This is a genomic window from Pseudoduganella lurida, assembly GCF_007830455.1.
Classification (GTDB): Bacteria; Pseudomonadota; Gammaproteobacteria; order Burkholderiales; family Burkholderiaceae_D; genus Rugamonas; species Rugamonas lurida.
On sequence record NZ_VLLB01000001.1, the window covers coordinates 1 to 17,656 of the forward strand.

Here is a 17,656-nt window from a genome sequence, read left to right on the forward strand (position 1 = left end):
GCCGCTGCCGCTGCCGCCGCTGCCGCTGCCGCCGCTACCGCCGCTACCGCCGCTGCCGCTGCCGCTGCCGCCGCTGCCGCTGCCGCTGCCGCTGCCGCTGCCGCCGCTGCCGCTGCCGCTGCCGCTGCCGCCGCTGCCGCTGCCGCTGCCGCTGCCGCTGCCGCCGCTGCCGCTGCCGCTGCCGCTGCCGCCGCTGCCGCCGCTGCCGCCGCTGCCGCCGCTACCGCCGCTACCGCCGCTACCGCCGCTACCGCCGCTACCGCCGCTGCCGCTGCTGCCGCTGCCGCCGTTCGACTCTGTCCACTGCCCGCCATCCCGCCAGCCGGCCCTTACAAGCAGCTCGCCACACGCCACACGTTACAAGTCACACGCCACCTACGCCTGCCGGCTGCCGCCTGCCGCCCGTCCGCCGCCCGTCGCACGCCCTCCGTCACGCGCGATCCGTCGCACGCAATCCGTCTTACGCCATCCGCCGCACGCCTTGTCGCCGGCTTGCCGCTCCATGCAGTTGCAGCGCGATGCAGTCATCTTCGGCCTCGACCGCATCGTCCCCACCAGGTCAGCACGAATCACGCGGCGTCAGCGAGGCGCTTTTCATCCTGCTCGCCCACTGCCTGCGCCCCACTACCGTAACCCGGCGCCGACCGCCGGCCACAGACCCAGCCCGACCAGGCCCCAACCGTGCCCCCCAGTCGACCCAGGCCCCCAGTCGCCAGTCGCCAGTCGCCATGGACCGGCCCCCATCGCTGTGGCCTGTGCAAAATCCCCGTCACCATCGCAGTTCGCAGTTCGCAATTCGCAATTCGCAATTCGCAATTCGCAGATGCGCCGTTGCGCTGCCCGACAACGCGCACCTGTCAGTCGGCCACGCTTTCCACGGACCGCGCCACCGGCGCCACCTGCGCGGCGATCCGGCTGGCGCTCACGGGATCACTCTCGCGCAGCGCCTCCACCACTTCATTGAGCGAGGAGCCGCAGGCAAACACCAGCACGTCGCCGGGCCGGCACAGCGACAGGCCATGGCGCAGCGCTTCGCGGCCGTTCAGACGGCCGTGCACCAGGTCCTGGCTGCGGCCGGTGGCCAGCGCGCCGGTCATCATCAGCTGCACCGTCTCGCCGGCGGCGCGCCCGCGGGTCTGCGATTCATAGATGACGACTTCGTCGAAGCCCCGCGCGCAGGCGTCGCCCACGGCTGCCATGTCCTGGTCGCGTCGGTCGCCCGGTGAGGTGATCACGCCCACCGTGCGCCCGCCCGCCACGCTGCTCACCAGCCCGCGCGCCATGCAGGACAGGGCGGTGTAGGCGGCCGGGTTGTGCGCATAGTCGACGACCACCGTCACGCCGTGGATGTCGAACACATTGCTGCGCAGCGGGTTGTTCAGCCCGTCCGACACGAAGCCGGCCAGTCCGGCCGCGATCTGCTCGGGCGTGAAACCGGAAGCAAGCAGCGCCAGTGCCGTGGCCAGGCCGTTGGCGATGTTGTAGCGGGCATGGCCGCCCAGGGTCGACGGCATGTCGGCCGCCCGCAGCAGCGCCTGGTGCCGCGCGCCGTTGGCGATGACCAGTTCGCCGTCCTGCAGGTAGGCGCCGCGGCCGCCCGCGGCCAGGTGCTTGAGCAGCACCGGGTTGTCCGGATCGAGCGAGAAGAACAGCACCTCGATACGGTCTCGCAATTTCCCGGCGATGCGCACGCAATGACGGTCCTCGGCATTGAGCACCGTACAGCGCGCGGCGGATGCGGCCACCACGGCTTTCACGCGCGCCAGGTCTTCCACCGTCTCCACGCCATCGAGGCCCAGGTGGTCCGCGGCCACGTTCAGCACCACGCTCACGTCGCAGCGGTCGAACGCCAGGCCGCGCTTGAGGATGCCGCCGCGCGCCGTTTCCAGCACGGCGAAATCGACGGTCGGATCGGTCAGCACGGTGCGCGCCGACCAGTAGCCGCTGCAGTCGCCCTTCTGGATGCGGCGGCCATCGATATAGATGCCTTCGGTAGTCGTCACGCCGGTGCGCCGGCCGGCCAGCCGGATCGCATGCGCCGCCATCAGGGTGGTGGTGGTCTTGCCGTTGGTGCCGGTGATGGCGATGACGGGAATGCGGCCATTGTCCCTGCCGTACATGGCTTCGACGATCGCGCCGCCCGCATCGCGCGGCCTGCCGGCGGCGGGATACTGGTGCATGCGGATGCCGGGCGCGGCATTGACCTCGATGATCGCGCCGCCCTGGTCCGCCAGCGGCTGGGCGATGTCGCGGCACATCAGGTCGATGCCGGCCACGTCCAGGCCGATCTTCTGCGCCGCGCGCACGCAGATCGCGCGCGTCTCTTCCGGCAGCAGGTCCGTCACGTCTTCGGCGGTGCCGCCGGTGGACAGGTTCGCGTTGCCGCGCAGGCGCACCGGCACGCCGACCGGCGGCACGCTGTCCAGGTCATAGCCCTGTTTCGCCAGCGCCTGCAGGGCATGGTCGTCCAGCGGGATCTGCGTGAGGATGTTCGTGTGGCCCTTGCCGCGCGCCGGATTCTGGTTTTCCAGCGCCACCAGTTCGCGCACGGTGCGGTGGCCATCGGCGGTGACGCAGGGCGGACGGCGCAGCGAGGCCGCGGCCACCTTGTTGCCGGTGACGAGCACGCGGTAATCCTGGCCCTCGATGAAACGCTCGACGATCACGCTGCGTGCATGCTTGCGGGCCGCTTCGAAGGCGATCGCCACTTCTTCCGGCGTATGGCACTGCGTGGTGACGCCCTTGCCCTGGTTGGCATCGAGCGGCTTGACGGTGGCGACACCGCGCAGGCGGCGCGCGGCGCGCTGGGCTTCCTCGACGGTCGTCACCAGGCTGCCGCCCGGCACGGGAACGCCGGCTTCCTTCAGCATCGTCTTGGTCAGCTGCTTGTCGCTGGCGATGCGGCAGGCGATATTGCTCGCATCGCCCGTGAGCGTGGCCTGCAGCTTCTTCTGCTTGCTGCCCCAGCCCAGCTGGTACAGATTGCCCGTTTCGCCCACCCGGAAATAGGGCACGCCGCGGCGGCGCGCACCATTCAGCACGGCCGCCGTGCTGGTGCCGACGGCATGGCGTTCCTCGGTGCGCCGCAGCGCCGCGAGCGGCGCTTCCAGGTCGAACGCCTCGCCGCGGGCCAGGGCGCCCACCAGGGCCATGGCCAGGTCGAACGCTTCCAGCACCACCGCTTCCACCCGGTAGGCGCAGACGATGCGGAATACGCCCGGCTTGCCGCGCACGCGGCGGGTGCGGCCGAAGCCGGCCTTGGTACCGGCCAGGCACTGCAGCTCCAGCGTCACGTGCTCGATGATGTGGCCCATGTAGGTGCCATCGCGCAGGCGCTCGACGAAGCCGCCGGCATGGCCGGGCGAGCAGCGGTGCGCCATCAGGCTGGGCATGAGCGCCAGCAGCGCATCCGTAAAGCCCGGCACATCGGTCGAGGCGACGCCGTGCAGCTCGCCCAGGTCCAGCACCGTGAGCAGGCAGGGCCGCGAGGCATACAGGTTCGGGCCGCGCAGCACGCGTTGGTCCAGGATGTTCATGAACGGGGATTCCTCTTGGTGACGATGCGCACGAAGTCGGCGAGGGCGGGCGGGGCCGGCGGGGCGGCGGTTGCCATGTCGCCGGCCCCGGTCGCGCGCTGCAGCTGGTTCTGCTGGCCGGCTTCCTCGGGCAGTGCAAAGCTGCTGCCGCTCGGCAGCAGGTGCAGCCGCACGTCGATCATCTGCGGCGTGCCGCCCGCAGCGATATCGGCCACGTTCGAGACGACGTGACGGCCATCGACCACCGTCACGCTGCCGGCGCCGATCACTTCGATGCCGACGCCCCGCTCGACGACCAGCGCCGTGTCCTCGTCGATGCCGATGCCGAGCAGGTAGGGGTTCTGGGCCACGATGGATAGCAGCCGCGCCAGGCGGTGGCGTTCCGAGAAATGCTGGTCGATGACGACGCGCTGCACGAACCCGAGGCCGGCGCCGAGACTGACGGAGCCTTTCTCGGGCAGCAGGTCGGCCTTGCCGTCGGCCAGCATGTGGCCGCACATGGCGGAGGCGCCGGCACTCGTGCCGCCGATGCAGGCACCGGATTCCTTCAGCGCGCCATGCATCGCCTCGTCGAGCAGCGTGCCGCCGATCATGGCCAGCAGGCGCTTCTGGTCGCCGCCCGTCATCCAGATGCCGGAGCAGCCGCGCACGCGCGCGGCCTGTTCGGCATCGTTGGCGGTGGCGCGGTCCGGCAGGGCGACGTGCACGATGTCACGCGCACCCAGCTCGCGGAACACCGTGTCATAGCGCTCCCACATCGTGTCCGGCACGCGGCTCGCGGCCGTGATGACGGCAATGACGGCAGCTTCGCCGCCGGCCAGCTGCACGAAGCGCGACAGGATCTCCTTGCTGCTCTCGCGGTCCTCGTGGCCGCCGACGATCACGAGATGGCCGTGCTGGCCCTGGTCGAAGGCCTGGTTGTCCGGTTCGCTCATGCCGGGGCTCCCGTCTGCGCGCAAGGCATCTCGCGGTTGCTGTGCATGCCGGTAGCCTGGTGCGTGATGGCGATGATGCCCACGTCGATCTCCTGCGGGAACAGCGCCACGCCCCGTTCGACGGCCTCGCCGACGCCCATGCCGCCCTCGATCCAGCCGTGGACGGTATAGGCCAGCAGCTTGCGCACGATGTGCTCGCCGATGCCCGTGACGGCGATCGCACCGGCGCTGCCGGCATAGAAGCCGCTGCCGATGATGGGCGTGTCGCCCACCCGGCCCAGCAGCGAGGGTGCCGAGCCGCCGGTGGAGCAGGCCACGGCGAAGTTGCCCTGCGCATCGCGCGCCACGGCGCCCACCGTGTCGCACGGCGAGAATGCCGGTGCTGTGTCGTAATTCCAGTAGTCGTGGAAAGCGCGGTTGGCCACGCCGGGCGTGACCGGTTCGCGCGCGCCCAGGGCCGCCATCAGCTTGACATGCTTGGCCATCTGGCGTTCGCTGATCTGGAGATGGTGTTCGAATCCCACCGTGCGGGCAAAGGCTTCGGCGCCGGCGCCGGCCAGCAGCCAGTGCGGCGAGCGGCTCACGGCTTGCGCCACCAGCACGGGATTCTTGACACGCTGGATGCAGGCCACCGCGCCCAGAGCGCCCTGCGAATCCATGATGGAGGCGTCGAGCTCCACGGATTTGCCGTCCAGGCACAGCACGGCGCCGCTGCCGGCGTTGTAGCGGCCATCGTCTTCCAGTGCCACGCAGGCGGCCACGGCGCCATCGAGCGCCGAGCCGCCGCCATGCAGGCGATCGAGGCCGGCACGGGCCGCCAGCTGGCAGCCGTCGTCCTGGTCGCGGCTGCCGCCGGCGCCGCCATGGGTCACTACCGCGGCAACCGTGTGCCGGGCGTCATTCGTCGTTTGCGTCATGAGGCAATAGTGGGAGTCAGTGCAGGGGCCTGCTGGCCTTGAGCCAGACGGCGGCGATGCGGTCCGCTTCGGCATAGGCCGGCGTGTCGAGTTCTTCGCCGAACACGTCGGGATCGATTTCCTCGTACTGCCAGGCCATCCCGGCCTGCGCCAGCAGGGGTTCGATGCGGCGCAGGAAAGGGTCGTCGTTGCGGACCATGACCACGCCCGTGTACAGCAGCAGCGTGCCGCCCGGCGCCAGGCGGGTCAGCGCCTGTTTCACCAGGTCGAGCGACAGGCCGGCACCCAGTTCGCCGCCGCCGTGGCGGTAGGCGCGCTCGCCCTTGTCGAGCAGGTAGGGCGGGTTCGAGACGATCAGGTCGAAGTCGCCCGGCGCATCCTGCAGCAGGTTGCTGTAGCGCGCCGTCAGGTTCGTCACGCCGGCCAGCGAGGCGTTCGCGCGGCACAGGTGCATGGCCCGCTCGTTGATGTCCAGCGCCAGCACTTCCGCATCCGGATGGCGGCGCGCGATGGTCAGCGCACCCGGGCCGGCACCGGCGCCCACGTCCGCCGCGCGCAGCACGGGCCGGCCGGCGGCCGCCATCAGTGCCAGCTCGGCGCGCAGGGCGCGGGCGAAGCGGTAGGTGTCGGGACCGAAGAACACGGCATCCGTGTCGCTGGTGGGGTAGGCCGAATGGAAGTACAGGTCGCCTTCCAGCGTGGCGGCGCGCAGTGTCGAACGCCAGCCGTCGCGGTGCGGCTGGGCGATGCCGGCGCGGTGCATCAGTTCCAGCAGGCCGGCCGGCAGCGCGTGGGCGCGGAACGGCCGGCTCCAGCCGAACACGTCGTGCAGATCATGCGCCCACACATGATCGACCTTGGCCTTGACGCGGCTGTGGGTGGCAGGCGTGACGGTGGTGAAGCGGTAACCGGCGGCGCGCAGCGCGTGCCCCAGTTCCTGCAGTGCGGCCGCATCCGGCATCAGTGGGGCGGCCACTGGAATGCAGGACGCGGCCAGGGGGGCGGCGCTGGCGGTGAAGGTCATCATGTGAGCCTCGTCTCCTGGATGGTGGTCAGGCAGGGCACCGGACGGCGCCTTGCGTGGTGGTACGGCGGGTACGGCAAAGCGGACGGAAACGACGGATGAGCGGCAGCACGGTACGCGCGGTGGCGCACCGCGCGCCCCTCACTGGTACAGGCGCGTGAAGACGCGGGTGGCCATCAGGCCGGCCGACGTGTGGTGCTGCGCCGGCGACATCAGCCCGATCAGCAGCGCCATCGCTTCGTCCTTGCTGGACGTGGCGGCCAGCTGGGCTTCCAGCAGGCGCAGCTCGCAGCCGATGCTCTCCCACGCATGCTCGTCGGCCGGGAAGCGGTGGCGGATCACGCCGCGCGGCGCGGTGGTGCGGGCGGCGGTGCCTTCCAGCGTGTCCATGCTGCGGCGCAGTGCGCGGTAGCTCGGCACGCGGGGCAGGTCCGGCTCGCCGCCTTCGCGCGGCGTGGCGATCCAGTCCGACATCAGCTGCTGTTCGTAGGGGCTGAACACGCCGAACATCTCGGCGCGCTCGCCGTGGATCAGCTTCCAGAAGCGGCTGTTCTCGGCCGGTTCGCCGCGGCGGATCCAGCCCTGCTGCTCCATCTTTTCCAGGAACTGGGGGATCTGCGCCGGTTCGGCCAGCCAGTCGTTGATGGTGCGTCCGCCCACCCGGCAGTAATCCGAGTGCATGTTCTTGCCCACGGCCGCCTTGGCAGCCAGCATCGCCACCGTTTCGCGCTCCAGGTCGAACGATTCGATCGCCTCGACGGTGCCGACACCGAGGTCGTTCATGCGGAAGCCGGCAGCCACCCGCTTCAGGAACGCTGCCTCGTCGCCCACCCGTGGCAGCATGCGGCGCACCGCTTCCAGCGCCGTGCGGGCGTGGCCCGTGTCGGCATTGTCCACGGTGACGTGCAGCGTGAAGTAGTAGGGGTCGATGCCCAGTTCGTTCAGTTCGTAGGACGTGATGAGCAGGTGCAGCGGCAGCTGTTCGTAGCCCAGGTTGTAGCCGATCACCTCGGGCAGGAAATTGTCGGCACTGGCCGCCAGCGCGAGCTGGATGGCACCGGAGACGAAGTATTCGCCCGGCAGGTTGTGCCAGTTCTCGCAGCCGTGCTGCTCCAGCAGCTTCTGGTAGATCACCACGTGGTTCTTGTCCGGCACGCCGTTGCCCAGCTCTTCCAGGTAGATGCGGATCAGGTGCTGCGCATCCGGATCGTTCCAGCGCGCCAGTACGCCGTACAGCCAGGCGCCATCGACCAGCTTGGTCGGCGCGACGGCCTTCAGGAAGTACAGCGCCTGCGAACGGGTACGGAAATAGCGACGCGGCGCGCCGTTCTTGCGGGCCGCCAGGTATTCGCGGTATTCGACGCCCACGGCATCCGTGTGACGGTCGATCCAGGCGGCCATCTCGTCCAGCGTGGCGGGCAGGTCGCTCGGCAGCGTTGCCGCTTCTTCCAGGCGGCGTTCCAGGTAGCTGGCAGCCAGGGTCGAATCGCCGGACGTGTACAGGGACTGGTAGACGGCGTGATCGTCATCGCAGTCGATGGCGAAATCGGGGGTGTGGGCGAGGGCGGTCGTCGTCATTCTGGTCTCGTCATTCCTGTCGGGTAGCTCGTGTGCACCGGGCCGAGCGGCACGGCATTGTTATCTAGGTTGCAAGTATGGCCGGGCCCTGCCGTGCTGAGTAGCAGTCCGCATGCCGTGGCCTTGTAAGAGAGGGATTACACAAAAGGCATTTATAGTGCTCGCGCGCGCATCTATAATCGGTCATCGGTCACTACGGGAGGCTGGCATGGCGTCGTCGACGGATTTGCTGCAGCGCTGCTTCTGGCTGGATTGTCGTGTCGCCCGGCTGGCCGGGACCGGCCGTTGAGGCTGCGATGGCACATATCCTGCTCTCGTGGGAACTGGGCGGCGGCCTGGGGCACGCCGGCCGGCTGAAGATGCTGGCGCGCGTGCTGCTGGCGCGCGGGCACCGCGTCACGCTGGCGCTGCGCGACCTCGGCTTCACGCAGCGCGTGCTGGCGGACCTGCCCGTGCCCCGCCTGCAGGCACCCGTCTGGCTGCACCGCACGGAAGGCATGCCGGCGAACCAGGCCAGCCTGGCCGAGATCCTGCTGCCGGCCGGTTACCTGGAAGCGGCCGGCCTGGCCGGACTGGTGGAGGGCTGGCGCGGCCTGCTGCAGGGCTTCGCGCCGGACCTGGTGGTGGGTGACTATGCGCCCACGGCCCTGCTGGCGGCCCGCACGCTCGGGCTCCCCGCCAGCAGCGTGGGCGTGGGTTTCTGCATCCCGCCGCCGGAAGGGCCGCTGCCCAATTTGCGCGACTGGGAGGACGTGGCGCCACAGCGCCTGGCGCGGGCCGAGGCGCATGTGCTGAACGTGGCGAACGCCGTGCTGGAACTGCACGGCGCCCCGGAACTGCCCAATGCAGCGCGCCTGCTGCTGGGCGATGTACCAGTGCTCTGCACCTGGCCGGAATTCGATCACTACGGCCGTGCTGCCCCCGAAGCCGTCTGGCACGGCCCGGTGTGCATGCCGCTGGGCGGTGCTGCACCCGCATGGCCGCCGGGCGACGGTCCCCGGGTGTTCGCCTATCTGAAGCACGACCATGGCAGCCATGCAGCGGTGCTGCAGGCGCTGGCGGACGAAGGCTGCCGCGTGCTGTGCTACCTGCCGGAAGTGGCGGCCGGGCGCGCCGCGCCAGTGCTGTCGCCGCGCATCGCCTACTCGCAGCGGCCGCTGGCGCTCGATGCCGTGCTGCCCGGCGCCGCGCTGTGCGTGTGCCACGCCGGCGAAGCGACGCTGGTGCAGGCGCTGCTGGCCGGCGTGCCCGTGCTGATGCTGCCGATGCAGCTCGAGCAGTTCCTGCTGGCGCGGCGGGTGGAAAGCTGGGGCGGCGGCATCAACGGTGCGCGCGCGGCGCCCCACGCACCGGGCGGCGTGGGGAAGGTGGAAGACTGGCGCGCCAGCGTGCGCAGCCTGCTGGACGATGGCCGTTACCGGCACGCCGCGGCCGCGTTCGCACACCGGCGCGGCGACCGCACGGGATTGCAGCGCACCGAGCGCGTGGCCGATGCGCTGGAGCGGCGGCTGGTGCGGCGCTAGCCTGACTGCGCCACCCCTTACTGCCGTCGCCCCTTACTGCAGTCACTGGCACTGCAGTCACCCCTACTGCAGTCACCCTTTACTGCATCTGCCATTACTAAGTCCGCCCGCCTTTACTTCGGCCGTGCCGGGCGCAGTTTCGCATCCGGTGCCTTGAGCGTGCCGGCACGGATCTGGCGCACCGCCTCGGACACGGCGCGCGCGGCGATGCGGGCTTCTTCCTGCATCGGCGTGTCGTGGTCCAGCGTTTCGTGGCTCTCCGCGTACGACTCGAAGTAGCCGATGTAGCGGTCCAGCATGGCCTGGTGGCCGGCGCCGATCAGCCCCATCCACTCCAGCCAGTCGGACAGGTTGCGGCGCTGGCTTTCGATGCCGGCCACGTCGCCGTGCGAGATCACGCCATACGCGCGGCCGGCCAGGTGCTTCGGATAGTCCCAGCCATCGAGTTCGATGGCCTTCGCTTCTTCCGCTTCCTTGCCGTGCGTGCTGGACGGATCGGGATTGCCGCCGTCCGCGCACACCAGGCGGTCGATCATCAGCTTCAATGGCGACGGCGACTGGTACCAGTACGTGGGCGCGATGATCAGCACGCCGTGCGCCAGCACCCAGCGTTCATAGATGTCGTTCATCCAGTCGTTCACCTGGTTCAGGCTGTGGTTCGGGTAGCAGCTGCACGGCCAGTGGCACAGCGGCATGGCGGTCGACACGCAACCTTTGCAGGGATGGATGTGATGGTCGTAGGTGGAGGTGACGAGCGACAGGTCCAGCAGGTCGACCTGCATGCCTTCCGTCTCGAACGCGGTGCGCGCCCATTCGGCCAGGCGGAACGATTTCGACATCTCGCCGGGGCAGGTGCCGTCGTTGCGCGACGAACCCACGATCAGCAGCACGCGCGACGGCGTGGCCGGATCCTTCTGGGTGCGTTCGGCGGCCAGCAGCGTGTCGCGCGCGGCCATCCATTCGGTCGACATGTCGTAGTCCGGATCGGCGAAGCCTGGACCGGCCTTGACGGTGACGGGCGCCTTGCGGCTGTCCTGGTAGTTTTGCCAGGCCACGTCCTCCAGTTTCGCGATCTCGCCGCGCAGCGGGTCGAAGCGGGGATCGTAGAACGAGGCGGTGAATTTTTTATGGAATTCGATGCGCGCCAGTTTTTCCGGCGCCTGGCCCTTGCGGGCCGGGGGAACTGCGTGATGGTCGGGCTTCATGTCGGTCTGGTTCGGGTTTGCTTCACTTGCTTGCGTCATGGGACTCTCCTGTGCTGCCGGGACTGTGACATGGGCGCCCGGCCCGCTCCGTTCGCTGGCGTACGCAGTACGGACAAGGCCCTGCGTGCCGTGCGGCCGCCACTTGCGTCGTGCGAGCTGCCGGCGCGCCACCGCGATGCTTGCTAAGGCGACCAGACCCTTTGTGCAAATGGCACGGGAGCCCTTGCAACGGCAGCAGCGGTTCGTTGCAGGGTGCCCGGCATCCATGTACACTCGGCATTAATATTGCAAGCAAAAGACCCCCGTGTACTCCCCAACACACATCGATCCCGTCGTCAGCTTCTTCAATACCCAGGGCGAGTCGGTACGCGCCACGATCGTCAACCTGCAGCGCCGTTCGCTCGTGATGGAAGTGTACAACCCGTGGTCGATTGTCCAGGTCAGCGAGGTGCTGAGCGAGCTGACGGTGCGCATGGGGGCGCGCAACGCGTATGTCGGCAAGGCGGTGGTGATCAGCATGGTCAACACGGGCCTGACGGCGATGGTATCGGTCAGCCTGACGGACGAATGGCGCGAGCTGACCGAGGTGGCGCTGGTGCCGGGCATCATCGGCCACAAGGCGCGTGCCTTCGTCGAGGACTGGGGCGACCGCTTCCGCATCCGCCGCGATTACCAGATCGTGGTCAACGAAACGCGCGCCTTCCTGGCCGATGCGTCGCGCTGGCTGGAACAGATGGACCTGACGGAGGGCGGTTCCGCCGTCCCGGCGCGGCTGCCGACGGAATACTTCTTCGAACTGGCGCTGCCGCTGATGGAAAAGATGAAGGCGTGCTTCGACCGCTTCAACGGCGAGGCGGCGGAGGTGGAGGAGGAGCTCGCGCCGGCCCACCGCGCCTTCGTGCAGGCGGCCCTCCATCCTCTGATCCTGCGCGCGCCGTTCGTGTTCCGCACCTACACCAAGCCGCTCGGTTATGCCGGCGACTACCAGATGGTCAACCAGATCCTCGGCAATCCGCGCGAAGGCCCCAGCACCTATTTCCAGGTGGTGAACACGGCCTTCCTGCAGACGGCCGTCGCCACCGCGCACCGCCACCGCATCGATATCCTGGTGCAGTACCTCACCGGCCTGGCGCAGGCCGCGCGGGCTGCCGGCCGGCCGTTCCGCGTGCTGAACGTGGGCTGCGGACCGGCCGAGGAGATCGCCCGCTTCATCGAAACGTTCGACCAGCCGGAGCTGCTGTCGTTCCAGCTGATGGACTTTTCCGCCGAAACGCTGGACTGGACGCGCGAGCGCCTGGCCGGCGTGGCTGCGGCCAGCGGCAAGCGCACGTCGATCGAATTCGTGCACGACTCGGTGCACCAGCTGCTCAAGCGCCGCGACACGGAAGGTGCCGGCCAGGGCGAATTCGACGCCGTCTACTGTGCCGGCCTGTTCGACTACCTGTCCGACAAGGTGTGCGCGCGCCTGAACAACTACTTCGTCTCGCGCATCCGTCCCGGCGGCCGGCTGCTGGTGACCAATGTGCACAGCGCCAATCCGGAGCGCTTCAGCATGGAGCACATCCTCGAGTGGTACCTGATCTACCGCGACGAGGGCAGGATGGAGGCGATCCTGCCGGCCCGCCGCGGCGACACGCACATCTACACGGATTCGACGGGCGTGAACGTGTTTGCCGAAACCTCGGTCGCGTCGTGATGGAGGCGGCCGCCACGCCGGTGCGGGGCAGCTACGCCAGGGAGCTGTCGGGCTTCCACCTGATGCAGAGCCGCGCCTGCGCGGTGACGGTGATCGTGCTGGTGCTGCTGGGGATCGTGCTGGATTACGCCGTCTACCCGCAGCTGATGGACCGGTTCGCGCTGGCGCGCGTGATCACGAGCGCCGCCGTGCTGCTGGGCCTGGCCCTGCTGTACACGCGGTTCGGCCGCCGCCACGTGCATGCCATCACCTTCGTGTGGCTGACGTTCCCGCAGGTGATGATCGCCTGGATGATCCACGTGACGCAGGGCGAATCGTCGCTGTTCTACGCCGGCATCATCCTGACCACGTTTGCGGTGGGCACGCTGTTCCCGGTGGGCTTCATGTACACGCTGGGTTTCGGCATGCTCACTCTGCTGCTGTACTGGCTGGCGTGCGTGACACGGCCGGGCGGCGTGATCGACCACGGCCAGTTCCTGTTTCACTCGACGATCATCCTGTTTGCCGTGGCGGCCAGCACCGTGTACACCTATTACAATGAGCGGGGACGGCGCCAGCTGTTCGAACTGAAGGACGAACTGGCGCGCAAGAACGGCGAGCTGGAACGCACCAACAGCAGCCTCGCCGAGATCAAGGGACAGATGCTGCAACAGGAAAAGATGGCCGCGCTGGGCACCCTGTCCGCCGGCCTGCTGCACGAGGTGAACAACCCCGTCAACTTCTGCATGATGGCGATCGACGTGGCGCTGGAAGAACCGGCCGCGAAGGCCAGCCCGATGCTGCTGGAATGCCTGGACGATGCCAAGCAGGGCATGCAGCGCGTGCAGTACATCGTCTCGGACCTGAAGACCTTCGCCTACCGGAACGAGGCCATGCAGGACACGGCCTTCCTGTTCGAGCGGGCCCTGAACGCGGCCGTGCGGCTGGTGGGCCATGAAACGAAGGGCATCCCGATCCGCCGCGACCTGCAGGGCGAGACCCTGGTGCGCGGCGACGAGGCGGCCATCATCGGCGTGCTGATCAACCTGCTCGGCAATGCCGCGCTGGCCCTGCGCAAGGGCGGGCGCGCCGGGCCGGAAATCGAGGTCGGCGCGCACCAGCAGGACGGCCGGCTGCGCATCTGGGTGCATGACAACGGCCCCGGCATCGCGCCGGAACACCTGTCGCGGGTGTTCGAGCCGTTCTTCACCACCCGCGAGGTGGGCCAGGGCCTCGGGCTGGGCCTGGCGATCTGCTACAGCGTCATCCAGCGGCACGGCGGCCAGCTCACGGCCGAAAGCGTGCCGGGGGAATGGACCCGGTTTACGTTCGACCTGCCCGTGGCAGGCGGAGGACAGTGATGGAGCAATGGACGACGGGCGCCGCGCCAGGGGCCGGCATGCCGACGGTGCTGTACGTGGACGACGAGGACCTGGCGCGCAAGTATTTCTCGCGTGCCTTCAGCAACGAATACCGCGTGCTGACGGCGCCCGGCGTCGATGCCGGGCTGGCGCTGCTGGGCGAGCACGAGGTCGACGTGCTGGTGACGGACTACCGCATGCCGGGCCGTGCCGGCGGCGAGCTGCTGCGCGAGGTGGAGCAGACCCGCCCGGGCCTGGTGCGCATCCTGGTCACAGCCTATGCGGACAAGGACGTGCTGATGGAGACCGTGAACGGCGGCGACGTGTTCCGCGTGCTGGAGAAGCCGGTGCGGCAGGAGGCGCTGCGCGAGGTACTGCGCCAGGCCAGCGGCGAAGCGGAGCGCCGCGCCCGCGAACGGGCCGCGCGCCGCCACGGCCTGCTGGCGATCGAGGAAACGGTGGCGTTCCTGGCCCACGAACTGAACACGCCGCTGGCCACCATCGCCGGTTTCGCGCTGGCGCTGGCGCGCGGCGTGAGCGGCAGCGGCAGTGCAGGCGGGAGTGAAGGCGGGAGCAAAAGCGGGCGCGCGGCGGATGACGACGGCAGCCTGCCGCTGCAGGCGCAGCTCGGCAATGCGGTGGCGCACATGAACGACAATGCGCGCTACTGCCTGTCGGTGCTCGATGCCTTCGTCGCCTCGGTGCAGCGCGCGTCGCTGGTGCCGGCGGCGCGGGTGGCGGATGGCGGGGCGCACCGCATGGTGACGGCATTGCTGGCCTCCTACCCGATGTCGGCAACGCAGCGTGCCGCCATCGAGATCGTTCCCGAGCACGATTTCCCCATCGCTGCAGCGCCGAACTGCGTGGCGCTGGTGCTCTCTTCGCTGGTCGACAATGCGCTGCGCGCGCTGCAGGAACAGCCGGCCGCGCGGCTGCGCATCACCGTCGGCACGGGCGCGCGGCCGGCGATCGCCGTCGAGGACAACGGCGCCGGCATCCCGCCCCACATCCTGCACCGGCTGCTGCTCGACCCGGTGCCGATGCACGGCGGCGCGGAGCATGGCTGGGGCCTGATCTTCTGCAACCGCGTGATGCAGTCGGTCGGCGGCGGGCTGCGGGTGCAGTCGCAGTTGGGCCGCGGCACGACCGTGACGATGAATTTTCCAGATCCAGTAAAGGAACCAGCATGAGCGGAACCAGCATAGGTAGTGGCCTGAGTGGTGGCATGAACGGCGGCATGAACAATGGCACAGCCAGTGGTACGAACAGCAGCACGGGCAGTGCAATGAGCATGGGCGAAGGTACCAGGGCGCTGCCGGCCATCCTGTATGTCGACGACGAACCGACGGCCCTGAAGTATTTCCAGCGCGCGCTGGGCAGCCAGGCCAATGTCCTGACCGCCGAATCCGTGGAGGAAGGCAAGCGCATGCTGGACCAGCATGCGGACACGATCGCCGTCCTCGTTTCGGACCAGCGCATGCCCGGCGCGTATGGCAACGAACTGCTGTTCTACGCGTGGGACCGCTATCCGCACATCGTGCGCATCCTCACCACCGCGTATTCCGAGATCCAGCACACGGTGGAAGCCGTCAACCAGGGCCAGATCCACCGCTACATCCAGAAGCCGTGGGACATCTCGGCCCTGCGCATGGAAATGAAGCAGGCGGTGGACCTGGCCAAGCTGCGCCGCGAACATGCCCAGCTGCTGCGCGAGAAGCTGCTGATCCGGCAGAAGCAGGCGGTGGCCAACCGCATCGGCACGCTGTATGCGCTGTGCGCCGGCGTGGCGGGACCGGCCGGCGCGGTGCCGGTGGAGGCGTATCTGTCGGCGGCCTTGTGCGCCGGCCTGACGCCGCCGGAGCCGGACTGGCTGATGATGGATTATTCGGACCTGATCAGCTCCGAAGCCTTCCGCAGCGCCGCCTTCGGCAGCGCCGTGCGCGACCAGCTGGCCGTGCTGGCCGAACGTGGCGGCGCCCCGGCGAGCGTATTCGACTGGCTGGCCGCCACGTTCACGGACGGCTTCGACCGCACCGACGGCGGCGGCACGATCGTCCACACCTCGCGGCTGACGGAATTCCTGGAAACGCCCACCGCCAGCGACGTCTCGCCCCAGCATGCGTTCTGGCTGGCGACGCTGCTCTGGCTGGGCCGGCATGGCCACACGCTGCAGATGACGGGCGGTCCGGACGGCGTGCACCTGAAGCTCGTGCCGGCCGAATCGGCACCGACGGTGTCGCAGCTGGCCGGCTGGATCGAGCAGTTCTGAGGGGGCGCCTGCGCCCAGCCGTGCGCCGGCGGCATGGCCGCTTGGCTAACATGGGTTCATCCACCATCGAGGAGAACATCATGCCAAGAGGCGCCAGCCCGAAACGGGAAAAGGAATACGAGAAGCTGGAAAAGTCGTTCGAGAAGGAAGGCCGCTACAAGGGCCGCGAGGAAGAGGTGGCGGCGCGCATCGTCAACAAGCAGCGCAAGCAGTTCGGCGAGACGAAGGCGGCGAAGGCAAAGGACAAGGCCGGCGCTTCGCCGGACCGTAGCGTGCCGATCGAGAATTACGAGCACCTGACGGTGCCGCAGGTGCGCAGTGCGCTGGCCGACCTGACGGCGGCCCAGCGCAAGAAGGTGCGTACCTACGAGACGAAGCACAAGAACCGCAAGGGCGTGCTGGAAGCGCTGGACCGGTTGCACTGAAGGCGATCCGGCGCCGTCATGCCCGCTCCGGCATGACGGCCTGTCTTTAAGCAGGCCGCTCGGCTAGAATGCCCGCTCGCCCACTTCAAGCACCCGCTGTCGATGTTCCCCTCCCTGATCCGTTTCACCGCGCTGGCTGCGCTGCTGCTGGCCGGTGCCGCCACCGCCACACCGCTCGCACCATCGTCTTCCTGCCCGCAGCACTACCTGGACGGCCAGCCGCCGCAGATCCTCAACGAAAAGATGGCGCGTTCCACGAAGGCGCTGTGCTTCGACGTGTTCGGCGTGATGCATAGCGGCGTCACGCGCACGCCGCTCTGGTCCGCCGAGCACCTGACCGCGAAGAACATCCGGTCCGCCGAAGACCTGTCGCGGGAAGATGCCTTCCATGCCGAGAAGGCGCTGCCGGCGGCGCAGCGCGCCGAACTGGCCGACTACGCCCGCAGCGGCTTCGACCGCGGCCACATGGCGCCGAACGGCGACATGCCGGACCGCGCCAGCCAGTACCAGAGCTTCACGCTGGCGAACATGGTGCCGCAGGAGGCGGACATCAACCGCCATGTGTGGGCGACGATCGAGGGCGCGGTGCGCAAGATGGCGAAGAAGGACGGCGCGCTGTACGTGATCACCGGTCCCGCCTTCATCGGCAGCGAACTGCGCAAGGTGGGCAAGGTGCTGGTGCCGAGCCACCTGTACAAGGTGGTCTACAGCCCGCGCCAGCGTGCCGGCGGCGCGTGGTACGTGGCGAACCTGCCGGATGCACAGCCGAGCACCATGACGATCGCCCAACTGGAACGCACGATCGGCATCAATCTGGTACCGTCGCTGACGGAACGGGAGAAGGGGGCGATGCTGAAGCTGCCTTCGACCAAGGGCAGGAAGCGCAAAGGACAATCATGAGCAAACCATTCACCCCCTACGCCAACGAGGCGGACGTGCTGCGCATCGGCGGCCTGCAGATCGAGAACCGCCTGGACCGCATCACCATCGACGGCGACACGGACCTGACGCTGGACCAGGCCGGCCTGGACCAGGCGCGCGCGCTGTACCAGCTGCTGGGTGCCGCGATCGCGAAGCTGGAAGCGCAGAAGGATCTGCCGGCGAAGCTGCCGGCCCCGAAGGTGGCCAAGGCGGCCAATCCGTTCGACTGAGCCTGGCCGGGCAGGCGCCTGCCGGCCGTTCGGCTTTCGGCTGCTTTCTCGGCTCCT

Annotated in this window: 14 protein-coding genes and 1 pseudogene; 8 read left to right on the forward strand and 7 right to left on the reverse strand. The window is 68.9% G+C overall.

Annotation, left to right across the window (positions count from 1 at the left end; genetic code table 11):
* From IP91_RS00005 to IP91_RS00030, 6 genes and pseudogenes are all read right to left on the reverse strand, one after another.
* Positions 1–354, reverse strand: a pseudogene (locus IP91_RS00005) (hypothetical protein); the annotation flags it as partial.
* Between the two features lie 503 nt (positions 355–857).
* A complete protein-coding gene (gene cphA / locus IP91_RS00010) occupies positions 858–3,536 on the reverse strand; it encodes a cyanophycin synthetase (protein WP_145646539.1) in 2,679 nt (892 codons plus the stop codon).
* Positions 3,533–4,471 (reverse strand): cyanophycinase, encoded by a 939-nt coding sequence (locus IP91_RS00015; protein ID WP_145646541.1) that lies wholly within the window; start codon positions 4,469–4,471, stop codon positions 3,533–3,535. Before IP91_RS00015 ends, cphA begins: the two co-directional genes overlap by 4 nt.
* A complete protein-coding gene (locus IP91_RS00020) occupies positions 4,468–5,388 on the reverse strand; it encodes an isoaspartyl peptidase/L-asparaginase (RefSeq protein ID WP_145646543.1) in 921 nt (306 codons plus the stop codon). Before IP91_RS00020 ends, IP91_RS00015 begins: the two co-directional genes overlap by 4 nt.
* 16 nt (positions 5,389–5,404) lie before the next feature.
* Entirely contained in the window at positions 5,405–6,415 is a 1,011-nt protein-coding gene (locus tag IP91_RS00025) for a methyltransferase (RefSeq protein WP_229473685.1), read from the reverse strand.
* A 138-nt stretch (positions 6,416–6,553) separates the two neighbouring features.
* Positions 6,554–7,990 carry an iron-containing redox enzyme family protein gene (locus IP91_RS00030; protein ID WP_145646545.1) on the reverse strand — a complete coding sequence of 479 codons (1,437 nt, stop codon included), beginning with the start codon at positions 7,988–7,990 and terminating at the stop codon, positions 6,554–6,556.
* Positions 7,991–8,286: 296 nt separating this feature from the next.
* On the opposite strand from IP91_RS00030, the gene IP91_RS00035 reads away from it, so the two are divergent.
* The gene (locus IP91_RS00035) at positions 8,287–9,513 is read left to right on the forward strand and encodes a glycosyltransferase (protein WP_145646547.1); all 1,227 of its coding nucleotides are present in this window, start codon (positions 8,287–8,289) and stop codon (positions 9,511–9,513) included.
* 113 nt (positions 9,514–9,626) lie between these two features.
* Here the strand turns inward: IP91_RS00035 and IP91_RS00040 are convergent, their stop codons facing one another.
* On the reverse strand, positions 9,627–10,718 hold the full coding sequence (locus tag IP91_RS00040) for a flavodoxin family protein (protein WP_145647950.1): 1,092 nt from the start codon (positions 10,716–10,718) through the stop codon (positions 9,627–9,629).
* A gap of 304 nt (positions 10,719–11,022) precedes the next feature.
* Here IP91_RS00040 and IP91_RS00045 point away from each other — a divergent pair, with 304 nt between their 5' ends.
* The 7 genes from IP91_RS00045 (at position 11,023) to IP91_RS00075 (ending at position 17,599) form a co-directional block, all read left to right on the forward strand.
* The gene (locus IP91_RS00045) at positions 11,023–12,414 is read left to right on the forward strand and encodes a class I SAM-dependent methyltransferase (protein WP_145646549.1); all 1,392 of its coding nucleotides are present in this window, start codon (positions 11,023–11,025) and stop codon (positions 12,412–12,414) included.
* Positions 12,414–13,754 (forward strand): sensor histidine kinase, encoded by a 1,341-nt coding sequence (locus tag IP91_RS00050; protein WP_145647951.1) that lies wholly within the window; start codon positions 12,414–12,416, stop codon positions 13,752–13,754. Before IP91_RS00045 ends, IP91_RS00050 begins: the two co-directional genes overlap by 1 nt.
* Positions 13,754–14,944 (forward strand): hybrid sensor histidine kinase/response regulator, encoded by a 1,191-nt coding sequence (locus tag IP91_RS00055; protein WP_229473691.1) that lies wholly within the window; start codon positions 13,754–13,756, stop codon positions 14,942–14,944. Before IP91_RS00050 ends, IP91_RS00055 begins: the two co-directional genes overlap by 1 nt.
* A gap of 95 nt (positions 14,945–15,039) precedes the next feature.
* Positions 15,040–16,023 carry a response regulator gene (locus IP91_RS00060; RefSeq protein ID WP_145647953.1) on the forward strand — a complete coding sequence of 328 codons (984 nt, stop codon included), beginning with the start codon at positions 15,040–15,042 and terminating at the stop codon, positions 16,021–16,023.
* Between the two features lie 80 nt (positions 16,024–16,103).
* Positions 16,104–16,448, forward strand: coding sequence for a hypothetical protein (locus IP91_RS00065; RefSeq protein WP_145646551.1), 345 nt, complete (start codon positions 16,104–16,106; stop codon positions 16,446–16,448).
* 102 nt (positions 16,449–16,550) lie between these two features.
* Positions 16,551–17,348, forward strand: coding sequence for a DNA/RNA non-specific endonuclease (locus tag IP91_RS00070; RefSeq protein ID WP_145646553.1), 798 nt, complete (start codon positions 16,551–16,553; stop codon positions 17,346–17,348).
* Complete coding sequence (locus IP91_RS00075) at positions 17,345–17,599, forward strand: hypothetical protein (RefSeq protein ID WP_145646555.1); 255 nt, start codon at positions 17,345–17,347, stop codon at positions 17,597–17,599. Before IP91_RS00070 ends, IP91_RS00075 begins: the two co-directional genes overlap by 4 nt.
* Positions 17,600–17,656 lie beyond the last annotated feature (57 nt).